Annotated in this window: 18 protein-coding genes; 10 read left to right on the forward strand and 8 right to left on the reverse strand. The window is 71.5% G+C overall.

Annotated features, from left to right (window positions below; translation table 11 throughout):
- Nucleotides 1-181: 181 nt before the first annotated feature.
- The 3 genes from AC07DI_RS31210 to AC07DI_RS31220 all read left to right on the forward strand — a co-directional run bounded on the left by AC07DI_RS31210 (nt 182) and on the right by AC07DI_RS31220 (nt 3,109).
- Nucleotides 182-1,678, forward strand: a complete 1,497-nt coding sequence (locus AC07DI_RS31210) for a DUF2252 domain-containing protein (protein ID WP_478907665.1) — start codon at nt 182-184, stop codon at nt 1,676-1,678.
- Nucleotides 1,679-1,790: 112 nt separating this feature from the next.
- On the forward strand, nt 1,791-2,720 hold the full coding sequence (locus tag AC07DI_RS31215) for a hypothetical protein (protein ID WP_478907812.1): 930 nt from the start codon (nt 1,791-1,793) through the stop codon (nt 2,718-2,720).
- A gap of 59 nt (nt 2,721-2,779) precedes the next feature.
- Nucleotides 2,780-3,109, forward strand: coding sequence for a rhodanese-like domain-containing protein (locus AC07DI_RS31220; RefSeq protein WP_478907814.1), 330 nt, complete (start codon nt 2,780-2,782; stop codon nt 3,107-3,109).
- Nucleotides 3,110-3,157: 48 nt separating this feature from the next.
- Here the strand turns inward: AC07DI_RS31220 and AC07DI_RS31225 are convergent, their stop codons facing one another.
- The 6 genes from AC07DI_RS31225 to paaA form a co-directional block, all read right to left on the reverse strand.
- Nucleotides 3,158-4,291, reverse strand: coding sequence for an acyl-CoA dehydrogenase family protein (locus tag AC07DI_RS31225; protein WP_478907667.1), 1,134 nt, complete (start codon nt 4,289-4,291; stop codon nt 3,158-3,160).
- Nucleotides 4,292-4,480: 189 nt separating this feature from the next.
- Nucleotides 4,481-5,566, reverse strand: a complete 1,086-nt coding sequence (locus AC07DI_RS31230) for a 2Fe-2S iron-sulfur cluster-binding protein (protein WP_478907669.1) — start codon at nt 5,564-5,566, stop codon at nt 4,481-4,483.
- Nucleotides 5,566-6,066 (reverse strand): 1,2-phenylacetyl-CoA epoxidase subunit PaaD, encoded by a 501-nt coding sequence (gene paaD / locus AC07DI_RS31235; RefSeq protein WP_384252378.1) that lies wholly within the window; start codon nt 6,064-6,066, stop codon nt 5,566-5,568. Before paaD ends, AC07DI_RS31230 begins: the two co-directional genes overlap by 1 nt.
- The gene (gene paaC / locus AC07DI_RS31240) at nt 6,060-6,812 is read right to left on the reverse strand and encodes a 1,2-phenylacetyl-CoA epoxidase subunit PaaC (protein WP_478907672.1); all 753 of its coding nucleotides are present in this window, start codon (nt 6,810-6,812) and stop codon (nt 6,060-6,062) included. The genes paaD and paaC overlap by 7 nt, the downstream gene beginning before the upstream one ends.
- Nucleotides 6,809-7,099, reverse strand: coding sequence for a 1,2-phenylacetyl-CoA epoxidase subunit PaaB (gene paaB, locus AC07DI_RS31245; RefSeq protein WP_384252373.1), 291 nt, complete (start codon nt 7,097-7,099; stop codon nt 6,809-6,811). The genes paaC and paaB overlap by 4 nt, the downstream gene beginning before the upstream one ends.
- Nucleotides 7,096-8,190, reverse strand: a complete 1,095-nt coding sequence (gene paaA / locus AC07DI_RS31250) for a 1,2-phenylacetyl-CoA epoxidase subunit PaaA (RefSeq protein ID WP_478907674.1) — start codon at nt 8,188-8,190, stop codon at nt 7,096-7,098. The genes paaB and paaA overlap by 4 nt, the downstream gene beginning before the upstream one ends.
- A 184-nt stretch (nt 8,191-8,374) precedes the next feature.
- On the opposite strand from paaA, the gene AC07DI_RS31255 reads away from it, so the two are divergent.
- From AC07DI_RS31255 to AC07DI_RS31265, 3 genes are read left to right on the forward strand one after another with little or no spacing between them, the layout of a single operon-like run.
- Nucleotides 8,375-9,151, forward strand: coding sequence for a DUF5819 family protein (locus AC07DI_RS31255; RefSeq protein ID WP_478907676.1), 777 nt, complete (start codon nt 8,375-8,377; stop codon nt 9,149-9,151).
- Nucleotides 9,148-10,395, forward strand: a complete 1,248-nt coding sequence (locus tag AC07DI_RS31260) for an HTTM domain-containing protein (protein ID WP_478907678.1) — start codon at nt 9,148-9,150, stop codon at nt 10,393-10,395. Before AC07DI_RS31255 ends, AC07DI_RS31260 begins: the two co-directional genes overlap by 4 nt.
- Nucleotides 10,392-11,222 carry a TrmH family RNA methyltransferase gene (locus tag AC07DI_RS31265; protein WP_384252364.1) on the forward strand — a complete coding sequence of 277 codons (831 nt, stop codon included), beginning with the start codon at nt 10,392-10,394 and terminating at the stop codon, nt 11,220-11,222. The genes AC07DI_RS31260 and AC07DI_RS31265 overlap by 4 nt, the downstream gene beginning before the upstream one ends.
- Nucleotides 11,223-11,333: 111 nt before the next feature.
- Here the strand turns inward: AC07DI_RS31265 and paaN are convergent, their stop codons facing one another.
- On the reverse strand, nt 11,334-13,025 hold the full coding sequence (gene paaN / locus AC07DI_RS31270; protein WP_478907681.1) for a phenylacetic acid degradation protein PaaN: 1,692 nt from the start codon (nt 13,023-13,025) through the stop codon (nt 11,334-11,336).
- Nucleotides 13,026-13,221: 196 nt separating this feature from the next.
- Here paaN and AC07DI_RS31275 point away from each other — a divergent pair, with 196 nt between their 5' ends.
- Entirely contained in the window at nt 13,222-14,733 is a 1,512-nt protein-coding gene (locus AC07DI_RS31275) for a 3-hydroxyacyl-CoA dehydrogenase (protein WP_478907683.1), read from the forward strand.
- Complete coding sequence (locus AC07DI_RS31280; RefSeq protein WP_384252358.1) at nt 14,730-15,323, forward strand: TetR/AcrR family transcriptional regulator; 594 nt, start codon at nt 14,730-14,732, stop codon at nt 15,321-15,323. Before AC07DI_RS31275 ends, AC07DI_RS31280 begins: the two co-directional genes overlap by 4 nt.
- Nucleotides 15,324-15,359: 36 nt before the next feature.
- On the opposite strand, the gene AC07DI_RS31285 is transcribed toward AC07DI_RS31280, so the two are convergent.
- A complete protein-coding gene (locus AC07DI_RS31285; protein WP_478907685.1) occupies nt 15,360-15,959 on the reverse strand; it encodes an Lrp/AsnC family transcriptional regulator in 600 nt (199 codons plus the stop codon).
- A 188-nt stretch (nt 15,960-16,147) separates the two neighbouring features.
- On the opposite strand from AC07DI_RS31285, the gene pdhA reads away from it, so the two are divergent.
- Both pdhA and AC07DI_RS31295 read left to right on the forward strand, forming a co-directional pair.
- The gene (gene pdhA, locus AC07DI_RS31290; RefSeq protein ID WP_478907687.1) at nt 16,148-17,293 is read left to right on the forward strand and encodes a pyruvate dehydrogenase (acetyl-transferring) E1 component subunit alpha; all 1,146 of its coding nucleotides are present in this window, start codon (nt 16,148-16,150) and stop codon (nt 17,291-17,293) included.
- On the forward strand, nt 17,290-18,306 hold the full coding sequence (locus AC07DI_RS31295) for an alpha-ketoacid dehydrogenase subunit beta (RefSeq protein WP_384252350.1): 1,017 nt from the start codon (nt 17,290-17,292) through the stop codon (nt 18,304-18,306). Before pdhA ends, AC07DI_RS31295 begins: the two co-directional genes overlap by 4 nt.

Genomic DNA, 18,306 nt, shown 5'->3' on the forward strand with positions numbered 1-18,306 from the left:
TTTTTGTGCGCTTTTCCGTTTGTGCGCTTTCCCCCGCACGTTGTGCGCTTTCCCCCGCACGCCTCGTGCTCCCGGGGCGGCTCCGCGCGGCCGTGATGTATGTCACCGAAGTTATCCACAGGCTCTGACGGCGGTCGGCGCGCGGCGGTACCGTCGAACCGGATTCGGGTGGGGCCGATGGATGACGGGGGCGATGGGCATGGCGGAGCTCGCCGGGACGATTCCCGGACAGCGCGGACGACAGGACCAGCGGGGCAAGCGGCGCGGGGCAGGGCGGCAGGGTGAGCGGGTGCCGCGCGTGGCGGGGTTCGCCGAGTGGCCCGCGCAGGGGTCGCCCAAGGCGGAGGGCAAGGCGCTGCGGCGTCGGGTGCCCCGCGCCTCGCACGCGGAGTTCACGGTGGACGGCGGGCGTCCCGATCCCGTGGCCGCCGTGCGGGAGTCCAACCGCAGCAGGCTCCCTGAGCTCACGCCGATCCGCGTCGGCAGGATGGCCGCCTCGCCCTTCGCGTTCCTGCGGGGCTCCGCGGGACTCATGGCGTACGACCTCGCGCGCACCCCGCTGTCCGGCATCGGCGCGCAGATCTGCGGTGACGCGCACGCGGCCAACTTCGGGCTGTACGGGGACGCGCGCGGCGGCCTCGTCATCGACCTGAACGACTTCGACGAGACGGTGCACGGCCCGTGGGAGTGGGACCTCAAGCGCCTGGCCGCGTCCCTGGTGCTCGCGGGGCGCGAGGCGGGTGCGGCCGACGACGTCTGCGAGGCGGCCGCGCGGGACGCCGCCGGGGCCTACCGCCGCACCATGCGGCTGCTCGCCAAGCTTCCGGTCCTCGACGCGTGGAACGCCATCGCGGACGAGGAACTGGTCTCGCACACGGACGCGCGTGACCTTCTCGGCACCCTGGAGAAGGTCTCCGAGAAGGCACGGAAGAACACGAGCGCCCGTTTCGCGGCGAAGTCGACCGAGGCGGTCGAGGGCGGTGACGGTTCTGCCGGGTGGCGCTTCGTCGACGCCCCGCCCGTGCTCCGCCGGGTGCCCGACGCCGAGGCCGCCTCGGTGGCCGGCGCGCTGGAGGAGTATCTGGGCACGCTGACCGAGGACCGGCTCCCGCTGCTCGCGCGGTACGCAATCCAGGACGTGGCGTTCCGTGTCGTCGGCACGGGCAGCGTCGGACTCCGGTCGTATGTGGTGCTGCTGCTCGACCACCGGGACGAGCCGCTGGTGCTCCAGGTGAAGGAGGCGCGCTCCTCCGCGCTGCTGCCGCATCTGCCGGTGGCCGGATTCAAGGCGCAGGAGAGCGTGCACGAAGGGCACAGGGTGGTGCTCGGCCAGAAGCGGATGCAGGTCGTCAGTGACTTCCTGCTCGGGTGGACGACGGTCGAGGGGCTGCCTTTCCAGGTACGGCAGTTCAGGAACCGCAAGGGCAGCGTGGACCCGGCGGCGCTGGCCGCCGACCAGCTGGACGACTACGGCCGCATGACCGGCGCCCTGCTGGCCCGCGCGCACGCGCACAGCGCCGATCCGCGCCTCATAGCGGGGTACTGCGGCAAGAACGACGAGCTGGACGAGGCGATGGCCCGGTTCGCCACGGTGTACGCGGACCGTACCGAGGCGGATCACGCGCTGCTGGTGAGTGCGGTCAAGGAGGGGCGGGTGGCGGCGGAGTCGGGGGTGTGAGGGCAGCCGGAGCGCCGGGGGCCGGGGCGGTGGCGGCCAGGGCGGTGGTGGCCGGGGCTCGGCGCGGGCTTCCGGGGCCGGCTCCCCGGTGGCCTAGGCTGGACGGGTGACGATGCCGGAAGCCGAGCCGACGCAGCCCGAGACTCCTGAGACTCCTGAAGAGGGGGCGCAGCAGCCGGGGTCAGAAGGGCGGCTCAAGGAGCAGCTGAAGACGCGGCTCAGGGAACGGGCCGAGCGGTCTGCGGCGCAGTCCGGAGAGCGTTCCGAGGAACGCCCCGAGGAGCGGCTCGAAAGGGCTGTGCGCGCCGCCGAGCAGGCGTTGATCGAGTACGAGATCGCGCTGGAGACCTTCCGTGTGGAGGTGGAGAACTTCTCCCGTCTGCACCACCAGAAGCTCGGTCCGATGTACGCCCGTCTCGACGAGCTGGACGCCCTGATCGCCGAGGCCACCGCGGCCCGCACCGGTGACCCGGAGGACCGGCACAGGGCCGAGGAGGCGCGGGCCCGGGTGATGCCGATGCCGGGCGTCGACGAGCTGTTCCACGGCTGGATGGACAGCGACGGGATCTACCCCGAGGCCGCCGCGATGCTCACCGATCAGTCCGTGCGGCCGCCGCAGCGGGTGCGCCCCGGCGAGGAGGCCCGCAAGCTCTACCGCGAGCTGGTCCGCAAGGCCCACCCCGACCTGGCGCAGGAGGAGGGCGAACGGCAGCGGCGCGAGGAGTTCATCACGCGCGTGAACGCCGCCTACGCCCGCGGGGACGAGGCCCTGCTGCGGGAGCTGTCCGAGGAGTGGGCCGCGGGACCCGTGCCCGAGGAGCAGCGTCTCACCCGCAGCGAGGAGCTGTACGCGCGGCTGGAATGGCTCGCCCAGCGCAAGGAGCTCCTCTCGGTCCTCGCCAAGGAGCTGGAGGAGAGCGCGATCGGCGGGATGCTGCGGCTCGCCCCCGACGACCCGGACACCCTGCTCGACGAGATCGCCGAGCAACTGCTCGCCCAGGTGTCGGAGCGCGAGGCGGAGCTGGAGAGGCTGACCGCCTAGTACTGCCCGGCACCCGGTGGTGGTCGGGTAGCGTCGGGGGCATGGCTTTCGGATCTCATGTGCCCACGGTCGGTGTCGACGACCTTTCGAGCGGCGATTTTCTCCTTGACGTCCGGGAGGACGACGAATGGCAGGCCGGCCACGCCGTGGGCGCGCTGCACATTCCGATGAGTGAGTTCGTCGCCCGGTACGGCGAGTTGACCGAGGCCGCGCCGCAGGACGGCACGGTCAATGTGATCTGCCGGTCCGGTGGCCGCTCCGCGCAGGTCACCATGTACCTCGCGCAGCAGGGCATCGACGCGGCGAACGTCGCGGGCGGCATGGAGGCCTGGGCGTCCGCGGGACGGCCCGTCGTCGACGACAAGGGTCAGCCGGGCACGGTGATCTGAGGCGGCTCAGCGGTGAGCTGTGGCGGCTCAGCGGTGATCTGTGGCGGCTCAGCCGAGGGCGTGGGCGGCCAGTAGGTCGCCCAGCGCCTCCTCGTGGGCCGCGGCCGGGCCGAGGGACAGCTCCAGCTGCTTGGCCCAGGCGTGATAGCGGTGCAGGGGGTAGTCGGTGTCCGCTCCGAAGCCGCCGTGCAGGTGCTGGGCCGTCTGCACGACCCTTCGTACGCCGTCCGACGCCCAGATCTTGGCGACGGCCACGTCTCCCGACATGGGCAGGGCGCTGTCCGCTCCGGTGGTGATGCGCCAGGCGGCCTGCCAGAGGGTGACCTCCATCGCGCGCAGGTCGATGTAGCGGTCGGCGGCCTGCACGGCCACGGCCTGGAAGGTGGCCACCGGGTGGCCGAACTGCTCGCGTTTGCCGGTGTATTCGCTCGTCATGCGCAGAACGCTCTCGCCGAGGCCGAGGGCGAGCGCGCAGGTCCCGGTGGTGAGCAGATCCCGCAACCGGTCCCAGGCTCCGTCGGCCTCGATGACGTCGGTCGCGGCGACGCGTACCACTTCCAGGCGGAGTTCGCCGAGGCGTTCGCCGCTGGTGGAGAACTGTTCGGCGAGGGCGAGGTTCTCGTGGTCGCGGGGCACGAACGCGAGGACGGTGCGTCCTTCGGACTCGCGCGCGGGCACGACGACGAGATCGGCGTTGTGCGCCCAGGGCACGCCCGTCTGCAGGCCGTCCAGGACCCAGCTGTCGCCGTCGCGCTGTGCGGTGACGGCCAGTTCGGCCGGGTCGTGCCCGCTGAGGCCGTTGGCGGCGACCGTCAGGACCAGGTCACCCCGGGTGGCCGCCGGGAGGATCCTGCGCCGCAACTCGTCCCCGCCGTCGGTCTGTACGGCGGCCGTGGCGGCACTGCTCTCCAGCAGTGGCACGCGCGCCAGGACCTTCGCCGCCTCCCGCAGGACCAGGCAGAGCGCGATGGGGTCCAGGCCTACGCCGCCGTGCTCGGAGCCGATGAGGATGCCGAGCAGGTCGGCGTCGGCGAGCCGGGACCACAGGGCGCGGTCGAAGTCCTCGGCGACGGCGCCGGGCGTGCGGGCGGGGCTCGGCACCCCGTCCGGCGCGACGTCGGCGAAGAGCGCCTTCGCCGTCTCGACCACGGCCTGCTGTTCCTCGGTGAAGGTGAAGTCCACTGCCTGTCCTCCCGCGCACCGGCCGACCGACGCTTCCGTCGCCTGTTCTGCCTGTTCTGCCTGCTCTGCTTGTTCCGTCCATTCCGCCCGCTCGCACCTGACGGGGCGTCAAGATAGAACAGGTTCTACGGGAAGGGAACAGGGCGGGAGGAGTGGGTCGGGGCGGGGTTCCGGCCGGGGAGGGCGGGCTCAGCGGTCGAAGTCCAGCTCCACGGTGTCCGTGGCCGGCCGGGACTGGCATGCCAGCACATACCCGGCCTCCGTCTCCTCCGGCTCCAGCGCGAAGTTGCGGTCCATCCGCACCTCACCCGAGACACGGAAGGCACGGCAGGTCCCGCATACTCCGCCCTTGCAGGCGTAGGGCGCGTCGGCACGATTGCGCAGCACCGTTTCGAGGAGCGTCTCGCCCTCCAGGACGGGCCAGGTGCCGGAGCGCCCGTCGAGCGTGGCCGTCACCGTGCTGTGAGCGGGCGCGGCGGCCATGGCGGCCGCGGGGGACGGGGACGCGGTGGAGAGGCCGTCGTCCACGTGGAAGATCTCCTCGTGGACGCGGCGGCGGGGCACGCCCAGACCGCGCAACGTCCGCTCCGCGCCCTGCACCAGACCGTACGGACCGCAGAGGAACCAGCCCTCGATCTCCGCCACGGGCAGCAGCGCGGGCAGGAGCCGGGTAAGCCGCTCCTCGTCGAGCCGTCCGGAATCGAGGCCGGACTGTTGCTCCTCCCGCGAGAGCACGGTGACCAGCTGGAACCGTCCGGGCCAGCGGTCCTTCAGGTCGGCGACCTCTTCCAGGAACATCGTCGAGGCGGCCGTGCGGTCGCTGCGTATGAGGCAGAAGTGCGCCTTCGGCTCGCGCTCCAGGAGGGTCGTGACGATGGAGAGCACCGGTGTGATGCCGCTGCCGCCGACGATCGCCGCATAGTGGCCGGGCGCCGGGTCCAGCGTGAAGCGGCCGGCCGGCGTCATCACCTCCAGCTCGTCACCGGCGGCGACTTCCTTGAAGGCGTACGTGGAGAAGGCGCCGTCCTCGACGAGGCGCACCCCGACCCGCAGGGTGCGGGGCTCGTCCGGGGCGTCGGGGGACGGGGCCGGGGAGCAGATCGAGTACGTACGCCGGATCTCGGTGCCGTCGGCGAGGCGGCGGATGGCGAGGTGCTGGCCCGGGGCGAAGCGGAACTCCTCGCGCAGCGGGGGCGGCACGTCGAACGTCAGCGTCACGGAGTCGTCGGTCAGCCGGTCGACCGCCGCTACCCGGAGCGGGTGGAAGCGGGCCATCACAACTCCTTGAAGTGGTCGAAGGGTTCACGGCAGGAGGCGCAGCGGCGCAGCGCCTTGCAGGCCGTGGAGGAGAACCGGCTGAGCAGTTCCGTGTCGGTCGAGCCGCAGTGCGGGCAGCGGATCGACAGGCTCAGGGGGACCGGGCCGTCCGCCGCGTGGGAGCGCGGGGGCGCTATGCCGAACTCGGCTAGCTTGCGGCGGCCCTCGGCGCTGATGTCGTCCGTCGACCAGGCGGGGGAGAGGACCGTGCGCACGGAGACCTCGGCCATGCCGTGCTCGTGCAGGGCCTGCTCGATGTCGGCGGTCATGGCCTCTATCGCCGGGCAACCCGTGTACGTGGGGGTCAGCTCGACGTCGACCCTGCCGGGGGCGAGGACCCGCACGCCGCGCACCACGCCGAGCTCGGCCAGGGTGAGCACGGGCAGCTCGGGGTCGGGCACCGAGCCCGCGAGGGCCAGGAGCTCGGCCTCCAGCGCGGTGGGCGCGGTCTTCACCATGACGCCCCCGGGTGGCTGCGGTGCAGGTGCTGCATTTCGGCGAGCATCCGGCCGAACGGCTCGGTGTGCAGGCCCTGACGGCCGGCTCCGGCCGTCCACGCCCCGGTCCGCGGTCCCTCGGGCACGGTCAGCGTCGCCTGCTCGATGACCGCCGTCACCGACGCGGTCCAGTCCTTGCGCAACCGCTGCCAGTCGACGGCAAGACCTGCCACCGGCTGGAACATCTCGCCGGTGTACCGCCACAGCGCGGCGAGGCCGCGCCGCATCCGCTCGTGGCTCTCGTCCGTGCCGTCACCGAGCCGCAGGGTCCACTGCTCGGCGTGGTCCTGGTGGTAGGCGACCTCCTTGACGGCCTTCGCGGCCAAGGGGGCGAACTCGCCGTCTCCCGCGGCCAACTGGCCGTACAGCAAGCTCTGGTAGGTGGAGAAGTAGAGCTGGCGGGCGATGGTGTGGGCGAAGTCGCCGTTCGGCTGCTCGACCAGCTGGAGGTTGCGGAAGGCGCGCTCCTCGCGGAGGTACGCCAATTCGTCCTCGTCGCCTGCCAGGGAGAGCAGGATGCGGGCCTGGCCGAGCAGGTCGAGGGCGATGTTCGCCAGCGCCACTTCCTCTTCGAGGACGGGGGCGTGTCCCGCCCACTCCCCCAGGCGGTGGGAGAGCACCAGGGCGTCGTCGCCGAGGGCCAGGGCGGGGAGTGCCGAGGCGGGGAGGTCCGGGGCGCTCGCCGTGCGGGGGGCCGGGGCGGTCACAGGTGCTTCACCCCTTCCGGGATCTCGTAGAACGTGGGGTGGCGGTAGGGCTTGTCGCCGGCCGGCTCGAAGAAGGAGTCCTTCTCGTCCGGTGAGGAGGCGGTGACTTCGGCGGACGGCACGACCCAGATGGAGACGCCCTCACTCCTGCGCGTGTACAGATCGCGGGCGTTGCGCAGGGCCATCTGCGCGTCCGGGGCGTGCAGGCTGCCCGCGTGGGTGTGGGAGAGCCCGCGGCGGGAGCGGACGAACACCTCCCACAGCGGCCAGTCGGTCGAGCTGCTCATGCTGTCGCCTCTCCGTGCTGTGCGGCCTCGCCGTGCGTGCCGGTCACGTCCGTCTGCCGCGCGGGCCCGGCTGTCCGCGCATCGGCCCCCTGCTCGCCGGCCGTCCTTTTCCCGGCCGTCTGTTTCCCGGCATACGCGGCTGCGGCCTCCCTGACCCAGGCGCCCTCCTCATGGGCGCGTCGGCGCTGGGTGATGCGCTGGTCGTTGCACGGGCCGTTGCCCTTGAGGACGTCCCAGAACTCGGTCCAGTCGATCGCGCCGAAGTCGTAGTGCCCCCGGGATTCGTTCCACACCAGGTCCGGGTCGGGGAGCGTCAGCCCGAGCGACTCGGCCTGGGGGACACAGATGTCCACGAAGCGCTGGCGCAACTCGTCGTTCGAGTGGCGCTTGATCTTCCATGTCATCGACTGCTCGGAGTGCGAGGACTCGTCGTCGGGCGGGCCGAACATCATCAGGGAGGGCCACCACCAGCGGTCGACCGCGTCCTGTGCCATGTCGTGCTGGGCCTGGGTGCCGCGGCTGAGGGCGAGCAGCGACTCGTACCCCTGGCGCTGGTGGAAGGACTCCTCCTTGCAGACGCGGACCATCGCGCGTGCATACGGGCCGTACGAACAACGGCACAGGGGGACCTGGTTGGTGATGGCCGCGCCGTCCACGAGCCAGCCGATCGCGCCGACGTCCGCCCAGGTCAGCGTCGGGTAGTTGAAGATCGATGAGTACTTCTGGCGGCCGGAGTGCAGCTTGTTGAGCAGCTCGTCGCGGCTGGTGCCGAGGGTCTCGGCCGCGCTGTAGAGATACAGGCCGTGACCGGCCTCGTCCTGCACCTTGGCCATGAGGATCGCCTTGCGCCGCAGGGACGGGGCGCGGGTGATCCAGTTGGCCTCCGGCTGCATGCCGATGATCTCGGAGTGCGCGTGCTGGGCGATCTGGCGGACCAGGGACGCGCGATAGGCGTCCGGCATCCAGTCGCGCGGCTCGATGCGCTCGTCGGCGGCGACCGCCGCGTCGAACGCGGCCTGCTGCTCCGCCGTGCGCGCGGCAGCCTCGTCCGGCTCCGTCGTCGCCGCCCGGTGTGGGGCTGCTGTCGCCATCTCGGTCCCCCTTGACCTGATGCGAACCGCCCGACCGATCGTTCGGTTCGTTGAATTCAATGGTGCGGCCCTCCGCCATAAGGTGTCAACCCTGTGGATAACTTCACGGACGCTGTGCGTGGCGGGCAGGCCTGAGTACCGTTCCGGCGGCAGGGTTCGGTGGGCGATCGGGGAACGGGGCGCGATGGACGGGTACGACAAGGGCTCGGGTGGTGGACCCGAGCCCGACGCGGCGCCCGAGCCCGACGTGGCCGCCGAGCCGCAAGCCCGGGTCGGTATCGCCGGGCTCAAGCTCGGCCACCAGATCGCGGCGGCGTGCGCCCTGGTGGTGGTCGCCGTGGCCGCCTGCGTCCACATCGGGATGCTCTTCCTCCATGTCGCGCCCGCGAACACGGTGACCAAGCAGCACGGTGACGTGGTCGACGAGTGGATCTATCCGGAGTTCGAGCAGAACTGGAAGCTCTTCGCGCCCAACCCGCTCCAGCAGAACGTCGCGGTGCAGGCCCGGGCGGAACTCCGTACGGCCGACGGGGGCGTGCGGACCACGGACTGGTACGACCTGTCCGCGCAGGACGGCGCCGGTATCGACGGCAGCCTGCTGCCCAGCCATACGCAACAGAACGAACTCCGCAGGGCCTGGGACTTCTACGTGGGTTCACACGACGCGAAGAATCGTCCCGTCGGTCTGCGCGGACAGCTCTCCGAGCGCTACGTCCGCCGGATCGCGTACATGCGGCTCGACCGGGAGGCACCGGGCGGCAAGGGTGACGAGATCGCGAGTGTTCAGGTGCGCTCGAAGATCACGAACGTGCGGCCGCCGAAGTGGAGTGAGGAGAAGATCTCCACCAAGCCCTCGTACCGGCTGCTCTCCTGGTGGCCGGTGAAGCCCGGTGATCTGCCGCTCAGTGACGAGCCGGACAGGCACGAGAGGGCCGCACACATGCGGAGGACCGCCCGGTGAGCCGTTTCGAACGCCCGCTGGCGCAGGGCATCAACAAGGTCACCGGATACGCCCTCGGCCCGTACCAGGCCGCGGTGATCCGCATCGGCTTCTCCGTCACCTGGCTCTTCTTCCTGCTGCGCGAACTCCCCCATCGTCAGGAGTTGTACGGGCCCGACGGCCCATGGAACTGGGAGATGGCGCAGCAACTCACCGCGAGCAACGGCGCCTTCACCGCCTTGATGTGGTCGGACGGGCAGGTCTGGTTCGAGGTCGTCTACGCGCTCGCCATGGTCAGTGCCGTCCTGCTGCTGCTCGGCTGGCACACCCGCGCGATGTCCGTGCTCTTCATGATCGGCGTCCTTTCGCTGCAGAACCGCAGCATCTTCATGGGGGACGGCGGCGACAACGTCATCCACCTGATGGCGACCTACCTGGTCTTCACCCGCTGCGGCCAGGTGTGGTCGCTGGACGCGCGGCGAGCGGCACGCGCGCGCGGGGAGGGCGTCGAACCGGCCGACCGGGCGGGGCCCGCCCTGTGGTGGGTGTGCGGGCTCGGCCTGTCCGCGGTGACGTTCATGGGGGAGATCCACGGTGGGTGGCTGCTCTTCTTCTGGGGGCTCCTGCTGGTGCACGGCCTGTGGTGGGCCGTGGGGTGGCGCGCCCCGCGCGGTGAGCTGCGCAAGCTGCTCGACGTCGTGGGCAATCTCGCCCACAACGCGGGCCTCGTTGTGATCATGTTCGAGGCCTGTCTGATCTATTCGACAGCGGGCTGGTACAAGATCCAGGGGAGCCGCTGGCAGGACGGCACAGCCGTCTACTACCCGCTGAAACTCGACTACTTCTCCCCCTGGCCCGCGCTCTCCGACCTGCTGTCGTCCCACGGCGTCATGGTGCTCCTGGTGACGTACGGAACGGTCGCCGTGCAGGTGGCCTTCCCGTTCACGCTCTTCAACCGCAGGGTCAAGAACGTTCTGCTCGCGGCCATGATCGCTGAGCACGCGGTGATCGCGGTCGTCCTGGGGCTGCCGTTCTTCTCGCTCGCGATGATCGCGGCCGACGCGGTGTTCCTGCCGACGTCGTTCCTGCGCCGGCTGGGCGGCTGGGCGGTACGCGCGCGTGAAGGGGCGGTATCCCGTCTTCCGCTCTCCCGCCCGCGGCACGTCACCGGTGACGGCGACGGTGGTGTGCCGGAGCAGCGTGCCCTGGGCGGCAAGCAGGACGAGGAGCCCACCGAGACCGCACACGTAGGCTTCACTCCATGACCAGGGCGGACGGGGCGGACAGGGCCGACGGGACGGCTGGGGCGGACGGGGCTGACGGGGTGGACCCCGAGGGCGCCGTACGCGCCTGGCGCGGACTCGCAGAGACCTCCGTCCTGCTCGACGGCTTCCACGCGCTCAAGCACGCGCTGCGCTTCGGCGCGCGGGTGCCGGTCGCGCTGACCGGTGACCGGTCAGCCGCCCTGGCCCTCGCGGACGAGCTCGCGCCGGACGTGACGGAAGCGCTCGGTGCGCTCCTGGTGGAGATTCCGGCCGAGCGGCTGCGCGCCCTTGTGCCGAGGCTGCACCCCACGGCCGTGGCGGCGCTCGCGGTACGTCCCTCCCGTACGGCCAATCTCGAAGCTCTGGCGCAACTACCCAGATCGGCGCCGGTCGTCGTGCTCGACGATCCCCGCAACCTCGGCAACGCCGGGGCCGTGATCCGGCTCGCCGCGGGGTTCGGGGCGACCGGGGTCGTCACCACCGGGACCCTCGACCCCTGGCATCCCACGGTCGTACGGGGTGGCGCGGGTCTGCACTTCGCGACGGCCGTGGAGCGCGTGGACGTGGCCGGTCTGCCGCCGGGCCCGGTGTTCGCACTCGACGCGGAGGGCGAGGACATCAGGGGCCTGAAGCTGCCCGACGACGCCGTGCTGGCCTTCGGGTCCGAGCGCAGCGGTCTCTCCGCGGAGCTGCGGCACCGCGCGGACCACCTGGTGTCCCTGCCGATGCGTCCCCAGGTCTCCAGCTACAACCTCGCGACGAGCGTCGGCATGACGCTGTTCCACTGGTCGGCTTCGGCGGGACGGCCGCCGGAGATGCCGAGCTGACATCTCCGGCGGCCGTCCGCACGGTGCCGGAGCCCGCACGATGCCGGAGCCCGCACGGTGCCGGAGCCCGCATGGCCCCGGAACCCGTACGGGTCCCGGAGCCTTTCGCCGTCACGCGTCCTTGCGGATCTCCACCACGCGGAAGCGGTTGGCGACGAAAGCGCCGTCGCACAGGGCGGCGTTCGCCGCGGGGTTCCCACCGGAGCCGTGGAAGTCCGAGAACGCCGCCGTCTGGTTCACATAGACACCGCCCGTGAGGTTCAGGGACAGCTGGGCGCACTCTTCGAGGCAGGTCTCCTCCACGGCGGCGGAGAGCTCCTGCGACGTCGTGTACGCCCCGACGGTCATCGCTCCCTTGTCGCGCACCGTGCGGCGCAGCAGCTCCACGGCGTCCGCCGCCGAATCGACGGCGACCGCGAAGGAGACCGGGCCGAAGCACTCGCTGAGATAGGCAGCCTCGGCGTCCGGCTTGGCGCCGTCCAGCTTGACGATTACCGGGGTGCGGACCACGGCGTCCGGGAAGTCGGGGTTGGTGATCTCCCGCGAGGGGAGCGCGACTTCACCGAGGCCGGCCGCCGCTTCCAGGCGGGCCTTGACGTCCGGGTTGACCAGGGCGCCGAGGACGCCGTTCGCCCGGGCGTCGTCGCCGAGCAGGCCGTTCACCGAGGCCGCGAGGTCGGACACCACCTCGTCGTACGACTTGGCGCCCGCGTCCGTCTGGATGCCGTCGCGCGGGATCAGGAGGTTCTGCGGGGTGGTGCACATCTGGCCGCTGTACAGCGACAGGGAGAAGGCGAGGTTGGCCAGCATTCCCTTGTAGTTGTCCGTCGACTCGACGACGACGGTGTTGACCCCGGCCTTCTCCGTGTAGACCTGCGCCTGACGGGCGTTGGCCTCCAGCCAGTCGCCGAACGACGTCGAGCCGGTGTAGTCGATGATCTTGATTTCGGGGCGCAGGGCGAGGGTCTTGGCGATGCCCTCTCCGGGCCGCTCGGCGGCCAGGCACACGAGGTTCGGGTCGAAGCCCGCGTCGATGAGGACCTCGCGGGCGATCCGGACCGTCAGCGCCAGCGGCAGGACAGCGCGCGGGTGGGGCTTGGCCAGGACCGGGTTGCCGGTCGCGAGCGAGGCGAACAGGCCCGGATAGCCGTTCCACGTCGGGAAGGTGTTGCAGCCGATCAGGAGTGAGATGCCGCGCGCGACGGGCGTGAAGCGCTTGTTCAGCGCGAGCGGGTCGCGCTTGCCCTGGGGCTTGCTCCACTCCGCGGTGTCGGGGGTGCGGGTCTGCTCGGCGAACGCGTACGCGACCGCTTCCATGCCGCGGTCCTGGGCGTGCGGGCCGCCCGCCTGGAAGGCCATCATGAACGCCTGGCCGCTGGTGTGCATGACCGCGTGCGCGAACTCGTGCGTGCGGGCGCTGATCCGCGCCAGGATCTCCAGACACACCGCCGCGCGCACTTCCGGGCCCGCGTCACGCCACGCGCGCATGCCGGCGCGCATCGCGGGGAGCAGGGTGTCGATGTCCGGGTGGGGATAGGTGATCCCCAACTCGGGTCCATACGGCGAGACTTCGCCGCCGACCCAGTCGTCCGTGCCGGGCTGGCCGAGGTCGAAGCGGGTGCCCTGGAGGGCGTCGAAGGCGGCCTTGCCCTCGGGCAGGCTCAGGCTGCCGTCCTCGCCGTACGCCTTGGGGTGTTCGGGGTGGGGGGACCAGTACGCGCGCGAGCGGATGGTCTCCAGCGCCTGGTCGAGGGTGGGCCGGTGCTTGGCGATCAACTGGTGCGCGGTGAGTTCGGCGGCCATGACGGGACCAACTCCTCCTCGTGGGCTCTTCATCGAGCCGGCGAGCTGGGCGGGGACGGGGGGCAGGAACGCTCTGACAGAGCTAGAGTAACCGAACGATCGGTCGGGACAAGGGGGTCCGCCGAACCTGTGGACAACTTCTTCGCGGCCACCCCCGAACCCCGCGGCCGCCGGGCCGTACGGGAGGATCGCGAGCATGACAGCACTCGAGCTCAGCAGCGCCGTTGCCGTGGTCGGTACCGGAACCATGGGGCAGGGCATCGCCCAGGTCGCCCTGGTCGCGGGCCACCCCGTGCGGCTGTACGACGCCGTGCCCGACCGCGCGCAGGCGGCGGCCGAGGCGATCGGTGCCCGCTTGGACCGGCTCGTCACGAAGGGCCGCCTCGCCGCCGAGGACCGTGCCGCGGCCGGCGCCCGGCTCCTTCCGGCCGAAAGCCTCGCGGAGCTCGCGGACTGCGGCCTCGTCATAGAGGCGGTCCTGGAACAACTGGACGTCAAGCAGCGGCTGTTCCAGGAGCTCGAAGAGATCGTCTCCGAGGACTGTCTGCTCGCCACCAACACCTCGTCCCTCTCCGTGACCGCCGTCGCGGGCCCGCTGCGCCACCCGGGCCGCTTCGTCGGCCTGCACTTCTTCAACCCGGCGCCCCTGCTCCCCCTCGTCGAGGTGGTCAGCGGCTTCGCGACGGACCAGGGCGCGGCCACGCGCGCGTACGACACCGCGAAAGCCTGGGGCAAGACGCCGGTGCGCTGCGCGGACACCCCCGGCTTCATCGTGAACCGCATCGCACGCCCCTTCTACGCCGAGGCCCTGCGCCTGTACGAGGAGCGGGTCGCCGACCCCGCCACGATCGACGCCGTGCTGCGCGAGTGCGGCGGCTTCAAGATGGGCCCCTTCGAGCTCACCGACCTCATCGGCCAGGACGTGAACGAGGCCGTCACGCGCTCCGTCTGGGAATCCTTCTTCCAGGACCCCAAGTTCACGCCCTCGCTGGCCCAGCGCCGCCTCGTCGAGTCGCGCCGCCTCGGCCGGAAGTCGGGGCAGGGCTGGTACGCGTACGGGGAGGACGCCCGACGCGCGCAGCCGCACACCACGCCGGCCGAGAAGGCCCCGGCGTCCGTCGCCGTCCACGGCGACCTCTTCCCGGCCGACGCGCTGTCCGACCTGATGGGCGAGGCCGGTATCCGGGCCGGCCGCGGCGAAGGGATCCCCGACTGCCCCGGTTTCATCGAGCTGCCCAGCGGCGCCCGGCTCGCCCTGGCCGACGGCACGGCCGCCGACGCCGCGGCGGAGCCCACCATCCACTTCGACCTCGCCCTGGACTACCGCGCCGCGACCAGGATCGCGCTCGCCCCGTCGAGCAGGGTGAGTGAACAGGCGCTGAAGGAGGCGGTCGGCCTCTTCCAGGCGCTCGGCAAGAAGGTCAGCGTCATCGGGCACACTCCCGGCATGATCGTGGCCCGCATCGTCTGGATGCTCGTCGACTTCGCCCTCGACGCCGTGGGGCGCGAGGTCGCCGCCGCGGATGACATCGACACCGCCATGCGGCTCGGCGTCAACTACCCCGTCGGACCGCTCGAATGGGGCCGTCGGCTGACCGCGTACCGGGTGGCCGAAGCACTCGACGCCCTGCACGACGAGTACCCCACCGGGCGTTACGCGCCCTCCCAGGCACTGCGGCGCCAGGCCGTGCGAGAGGAGTACTCATGACCACCGCCCGCCGGGACACGTACACCCCGGAGACGCTGCTCAGCGTGGCCGTCCGGGTCTTCAACGAGCGCGGCTACGACGGCACGTCCATGGAGCACCTCTCCAAGGCGGCCGGCATCTCCAAGTCCTCGATCTACCACCACGTGGCGGGCAAGGAGGAACTGCTGCGCCGCGCGGTGAGCCGGGCGCTCGACGGTCTCTTCGCGATCCTCACCGAGGAGCACGCGCGCGTGGGCAGTGCGGTGGCGCGCCTCGAGTATGTGACGCGCCGCACGGTGGAGGTGCTGGTCGCCGAGCTGCCCTACGTGACGCTGCTGCTGCGGGTGCGCGGCAACACGGACACCGAACGGTGGGCCATGGAGCGGCGCAGGGAGTTCGACCAGCAGGTGGCCGAACTGCTCAAGCAGGCCGCCGCCGACGGCGACCTGCGCTCCGACGGCGATCTGCGGCTGGCCACCCGCCTCCTCTTCGGGATGATCAACTCCATCGTGGAGTGGTACCGGCCGGAGAGCCGGGGCGCCGCCAACGGCGAGCAGATCGCCGACGCGGTCGTGCAGCTGGCCTTCGCCGGGCTGCGCACCGACCGCTGAGGCCTGCCCGGCGCCCGCTTCCGGGCTCCTGCGGGGTCAGCCCTCCGGCTCCATGTCGTCCTCCTCGAAGACCAGCAACGTACGCGTACTGAGGACTTCGGGGATGGACTGCAGCCGGGTCAGCACCAGCTCCCGCAGGGCGCGGTTGTCCGGCGTGTGCACCAGGAGCAGTACGTCGAAGTCACCGCTGACCAGCGCGATGTGGGTCGCACCGGGCAGTGCGCGCAGATGCTCGCGGACCGTACGCCAGGTGTTCTGCACGATCTTGAGCGTGATGTACGCGGACGCGCCCTGCCCGGCGCGCTCGTGGTTGATCCGCGCCCCGAAGCCCCGGATGACGCCGTCGTCGATGAGGCGGTTGATGCGGGCGTAGGCGTTGGCGCGCGACACGTGGACGCGCTCGGCCACGGAACGTATCGACGCGCGACCGTCCGTATGCAGGATCTGCAGGATGTCGTGGTCGATGGCGTCCAGGGGCCGGGGTTCCGGGGCACGGGTCTCTGGGGGACGGGAGTCCGGAGCGCGGACTTCCGGAGAGCGGGGCTCCACAAAGCGGGGCTCGGGAACGTCGTCCTCCGGTTCGCCGGGCCCGGTGCGGTCGCCGTCCTGCCCCTCGGCCATTCGTTCAGAAGCCATGTCCCCCCGCCTCCCTACCATGGACGTACTGCATCCATCCCAGGCTGTGGAGAACCGTTTGTCCACAGCCTGAAGGTGCCTGTAGCCAAAATGTGCCGACGACCGAACAATCGGTAGGTGAGGCGCCTCACATCGGCGTGCCTCTTCCCACTCCCATGTGGAGACCGCTTCCCACAGGAGGTGCCGTCATGACGGTCATGGAGCGGCGGGGCGCCTACCGGCCCACCCCGCCCCCCACTTGGCAGCCCAGGACCGACCCCGCGCCGCTGCTTCCCGACGCGGAGCCGTACCGCGTCCTCGGCACCGCGGCCGCGGAGAAGGCCGACCCGGGTCTGCTGCGCCGTCTGTACGCGGAGCTGGTGCGCGGTCGCCGCTACAACACGCAGGCGACGGCTCTGACGAAGCAGGGCAGGCTGGCGGTTTACCCGTCGAGCACCGGGCAGGAGGCGTGCGAGATCGCCGCCGCGCTCGCCCTGCGGGAGCGGGACTGGCTCTTCCCCAGCTACCGCGACACCCTCGCCGTGGTCGCCCGCGGACTCGACCCCATGAGCGCGCTGACCCTGCTGCGCGGCGACTGGCACACCGGGTACGACCCGCGCGAGCACCGCATAGCGCCCCTGAGCACCCCCCTCGCGACCCAGCTGCCGCACGCCGTGGGCCTCGCGCACGCCGCCCGGCTCAAGGGCGACGACGTCGTCGCGCTCGCCATGGTCGGCGACGGCGGCACCAGCGAGGGCGACTTCCACGAGGCGCTGAACTTCGCGGCGGTGTGGCAGGCCCCGGTGGTCTTCCTCGTACAGAACAACGGCTTCGCCATCTCCGTGCCGCTCGCCAAGCAGACCGCCGCCCCGTCCCTGGCCCACAAGGCCGTGGGGTACGGCATGCCGGGGCGCCTGGTGGACGGCAACGACGCGGCGGCGATGCACGAGGTGCTGGGCGAAGCGGTCTCCCGCGCGCGGGAGGGCGGCGGACCGACGCTCGTCGAGGCCGTCACGTACCGCATGGAAGCCCATACGAACGCCGACGACGCCACGCGCTACCGCCGGGACACCGATGTCGACGCCTGGCGCGACCACGACCCGATCCTGCTCCTGGAGCGGGAGCTGACGGAGCGCGGACTCCTGGACGACGCGACGAAGCGACAAGCGGCCGACGACGCGGAGGCCATGGCGGCCGACCTGCGCGAGCGCATGAACCAGGACCCCGTGCTCGACCCCATGGATCTCTTCACGCACGTGTACGCCGAGCAGACCACGCAACTGCGGGAGCAGGCGGCCCAGTTGCGTGCCGAGCTGGAAGCGGCCGGCGAAGAGGCCGGGGAGGAGACGCGATGACCACGGTCGCGGCGAAACCGGTCACCAAACCGGCCACCATGGCGCAGGCGCTCGGCCGCGCGCTGCGGGACTCCATGGCCGAGGACCCTGCCGTGCACGTCCTCGGAGAGGACGTCGGGGCGCTCGGCGGGGTCTTCCGGATCACCGACGGGCTCGCCGCCGAATTCGGCGAGGACCGCTGCACGGATACCCCCCTGGCCGAGGCGGGCATCCTCGGGTCGGCGGTCGGCATGGCGATGTACGGTCTGCGGCCCGTCGTCGAGATGCAGTTCGACGCATTCGCCTACCCCGCCTTCGAGCAGCTGATCTCGCACGTCGCCCGGATGCGGAACCGCACCCGGGGCGCGATGCCGCTGCCCATCACCGTCCGCGTGCCCTACGGCGGCGGCATCGGCGGCGTCGAGCACCACAGCGACTCCTCCGAGGCGTACTACATGGCGACGCCGGGGCTCCATGTCGTCACGCCCGCCACGGTCGCCGACGCCTACGGGCTGCTGCGCGCCTCCATCGCCTCCGACGACCCGGTCGTCTTCCTGGAGCCGAAGCGCCTGTACTGGTCGAAGGCCGACTGGAATCCGGACGCCCCGCAGAGCGTCGAGCCGATAGGCCGCGCTGTGGTCAGGCGCCCCGGACGCAGCGCCACGCTCATCACGTACGGCCCGTCCGTGCCCGTCTGCCTGGAGGCCGCCGAGGCCGCGCGGGCCGAGGGATGGGACCTCGAAGTGGTCGATCTGCGCTCGCTGGTGCCCTTCGACGACGAGACGGTCGCCGCCTCCGTGCGGCGGACGGGCCGGGCGGTCGTCGTGCACGAGTCGGGCGGCTTCGGCGGGCCGGGCGGCGAGATCGCCGCGCGGGTCACCGAGCGGTGCTTCCACCACCTGGAGGCGCCGGTGCTGCGGGTCGCGGGCTTCGACATCCCGTATCCGCCGCCAATGCTGGAGAAGCACCACCTTCCGGGCGTCGACCGGATCCTGGACGCGGTCGCGCGGCTGCAGTGGGAGGCGGAGAGCTGA

It is taken from the genome of Streptomyces sp. NPDC044106 (assembly GCF_056433985.1).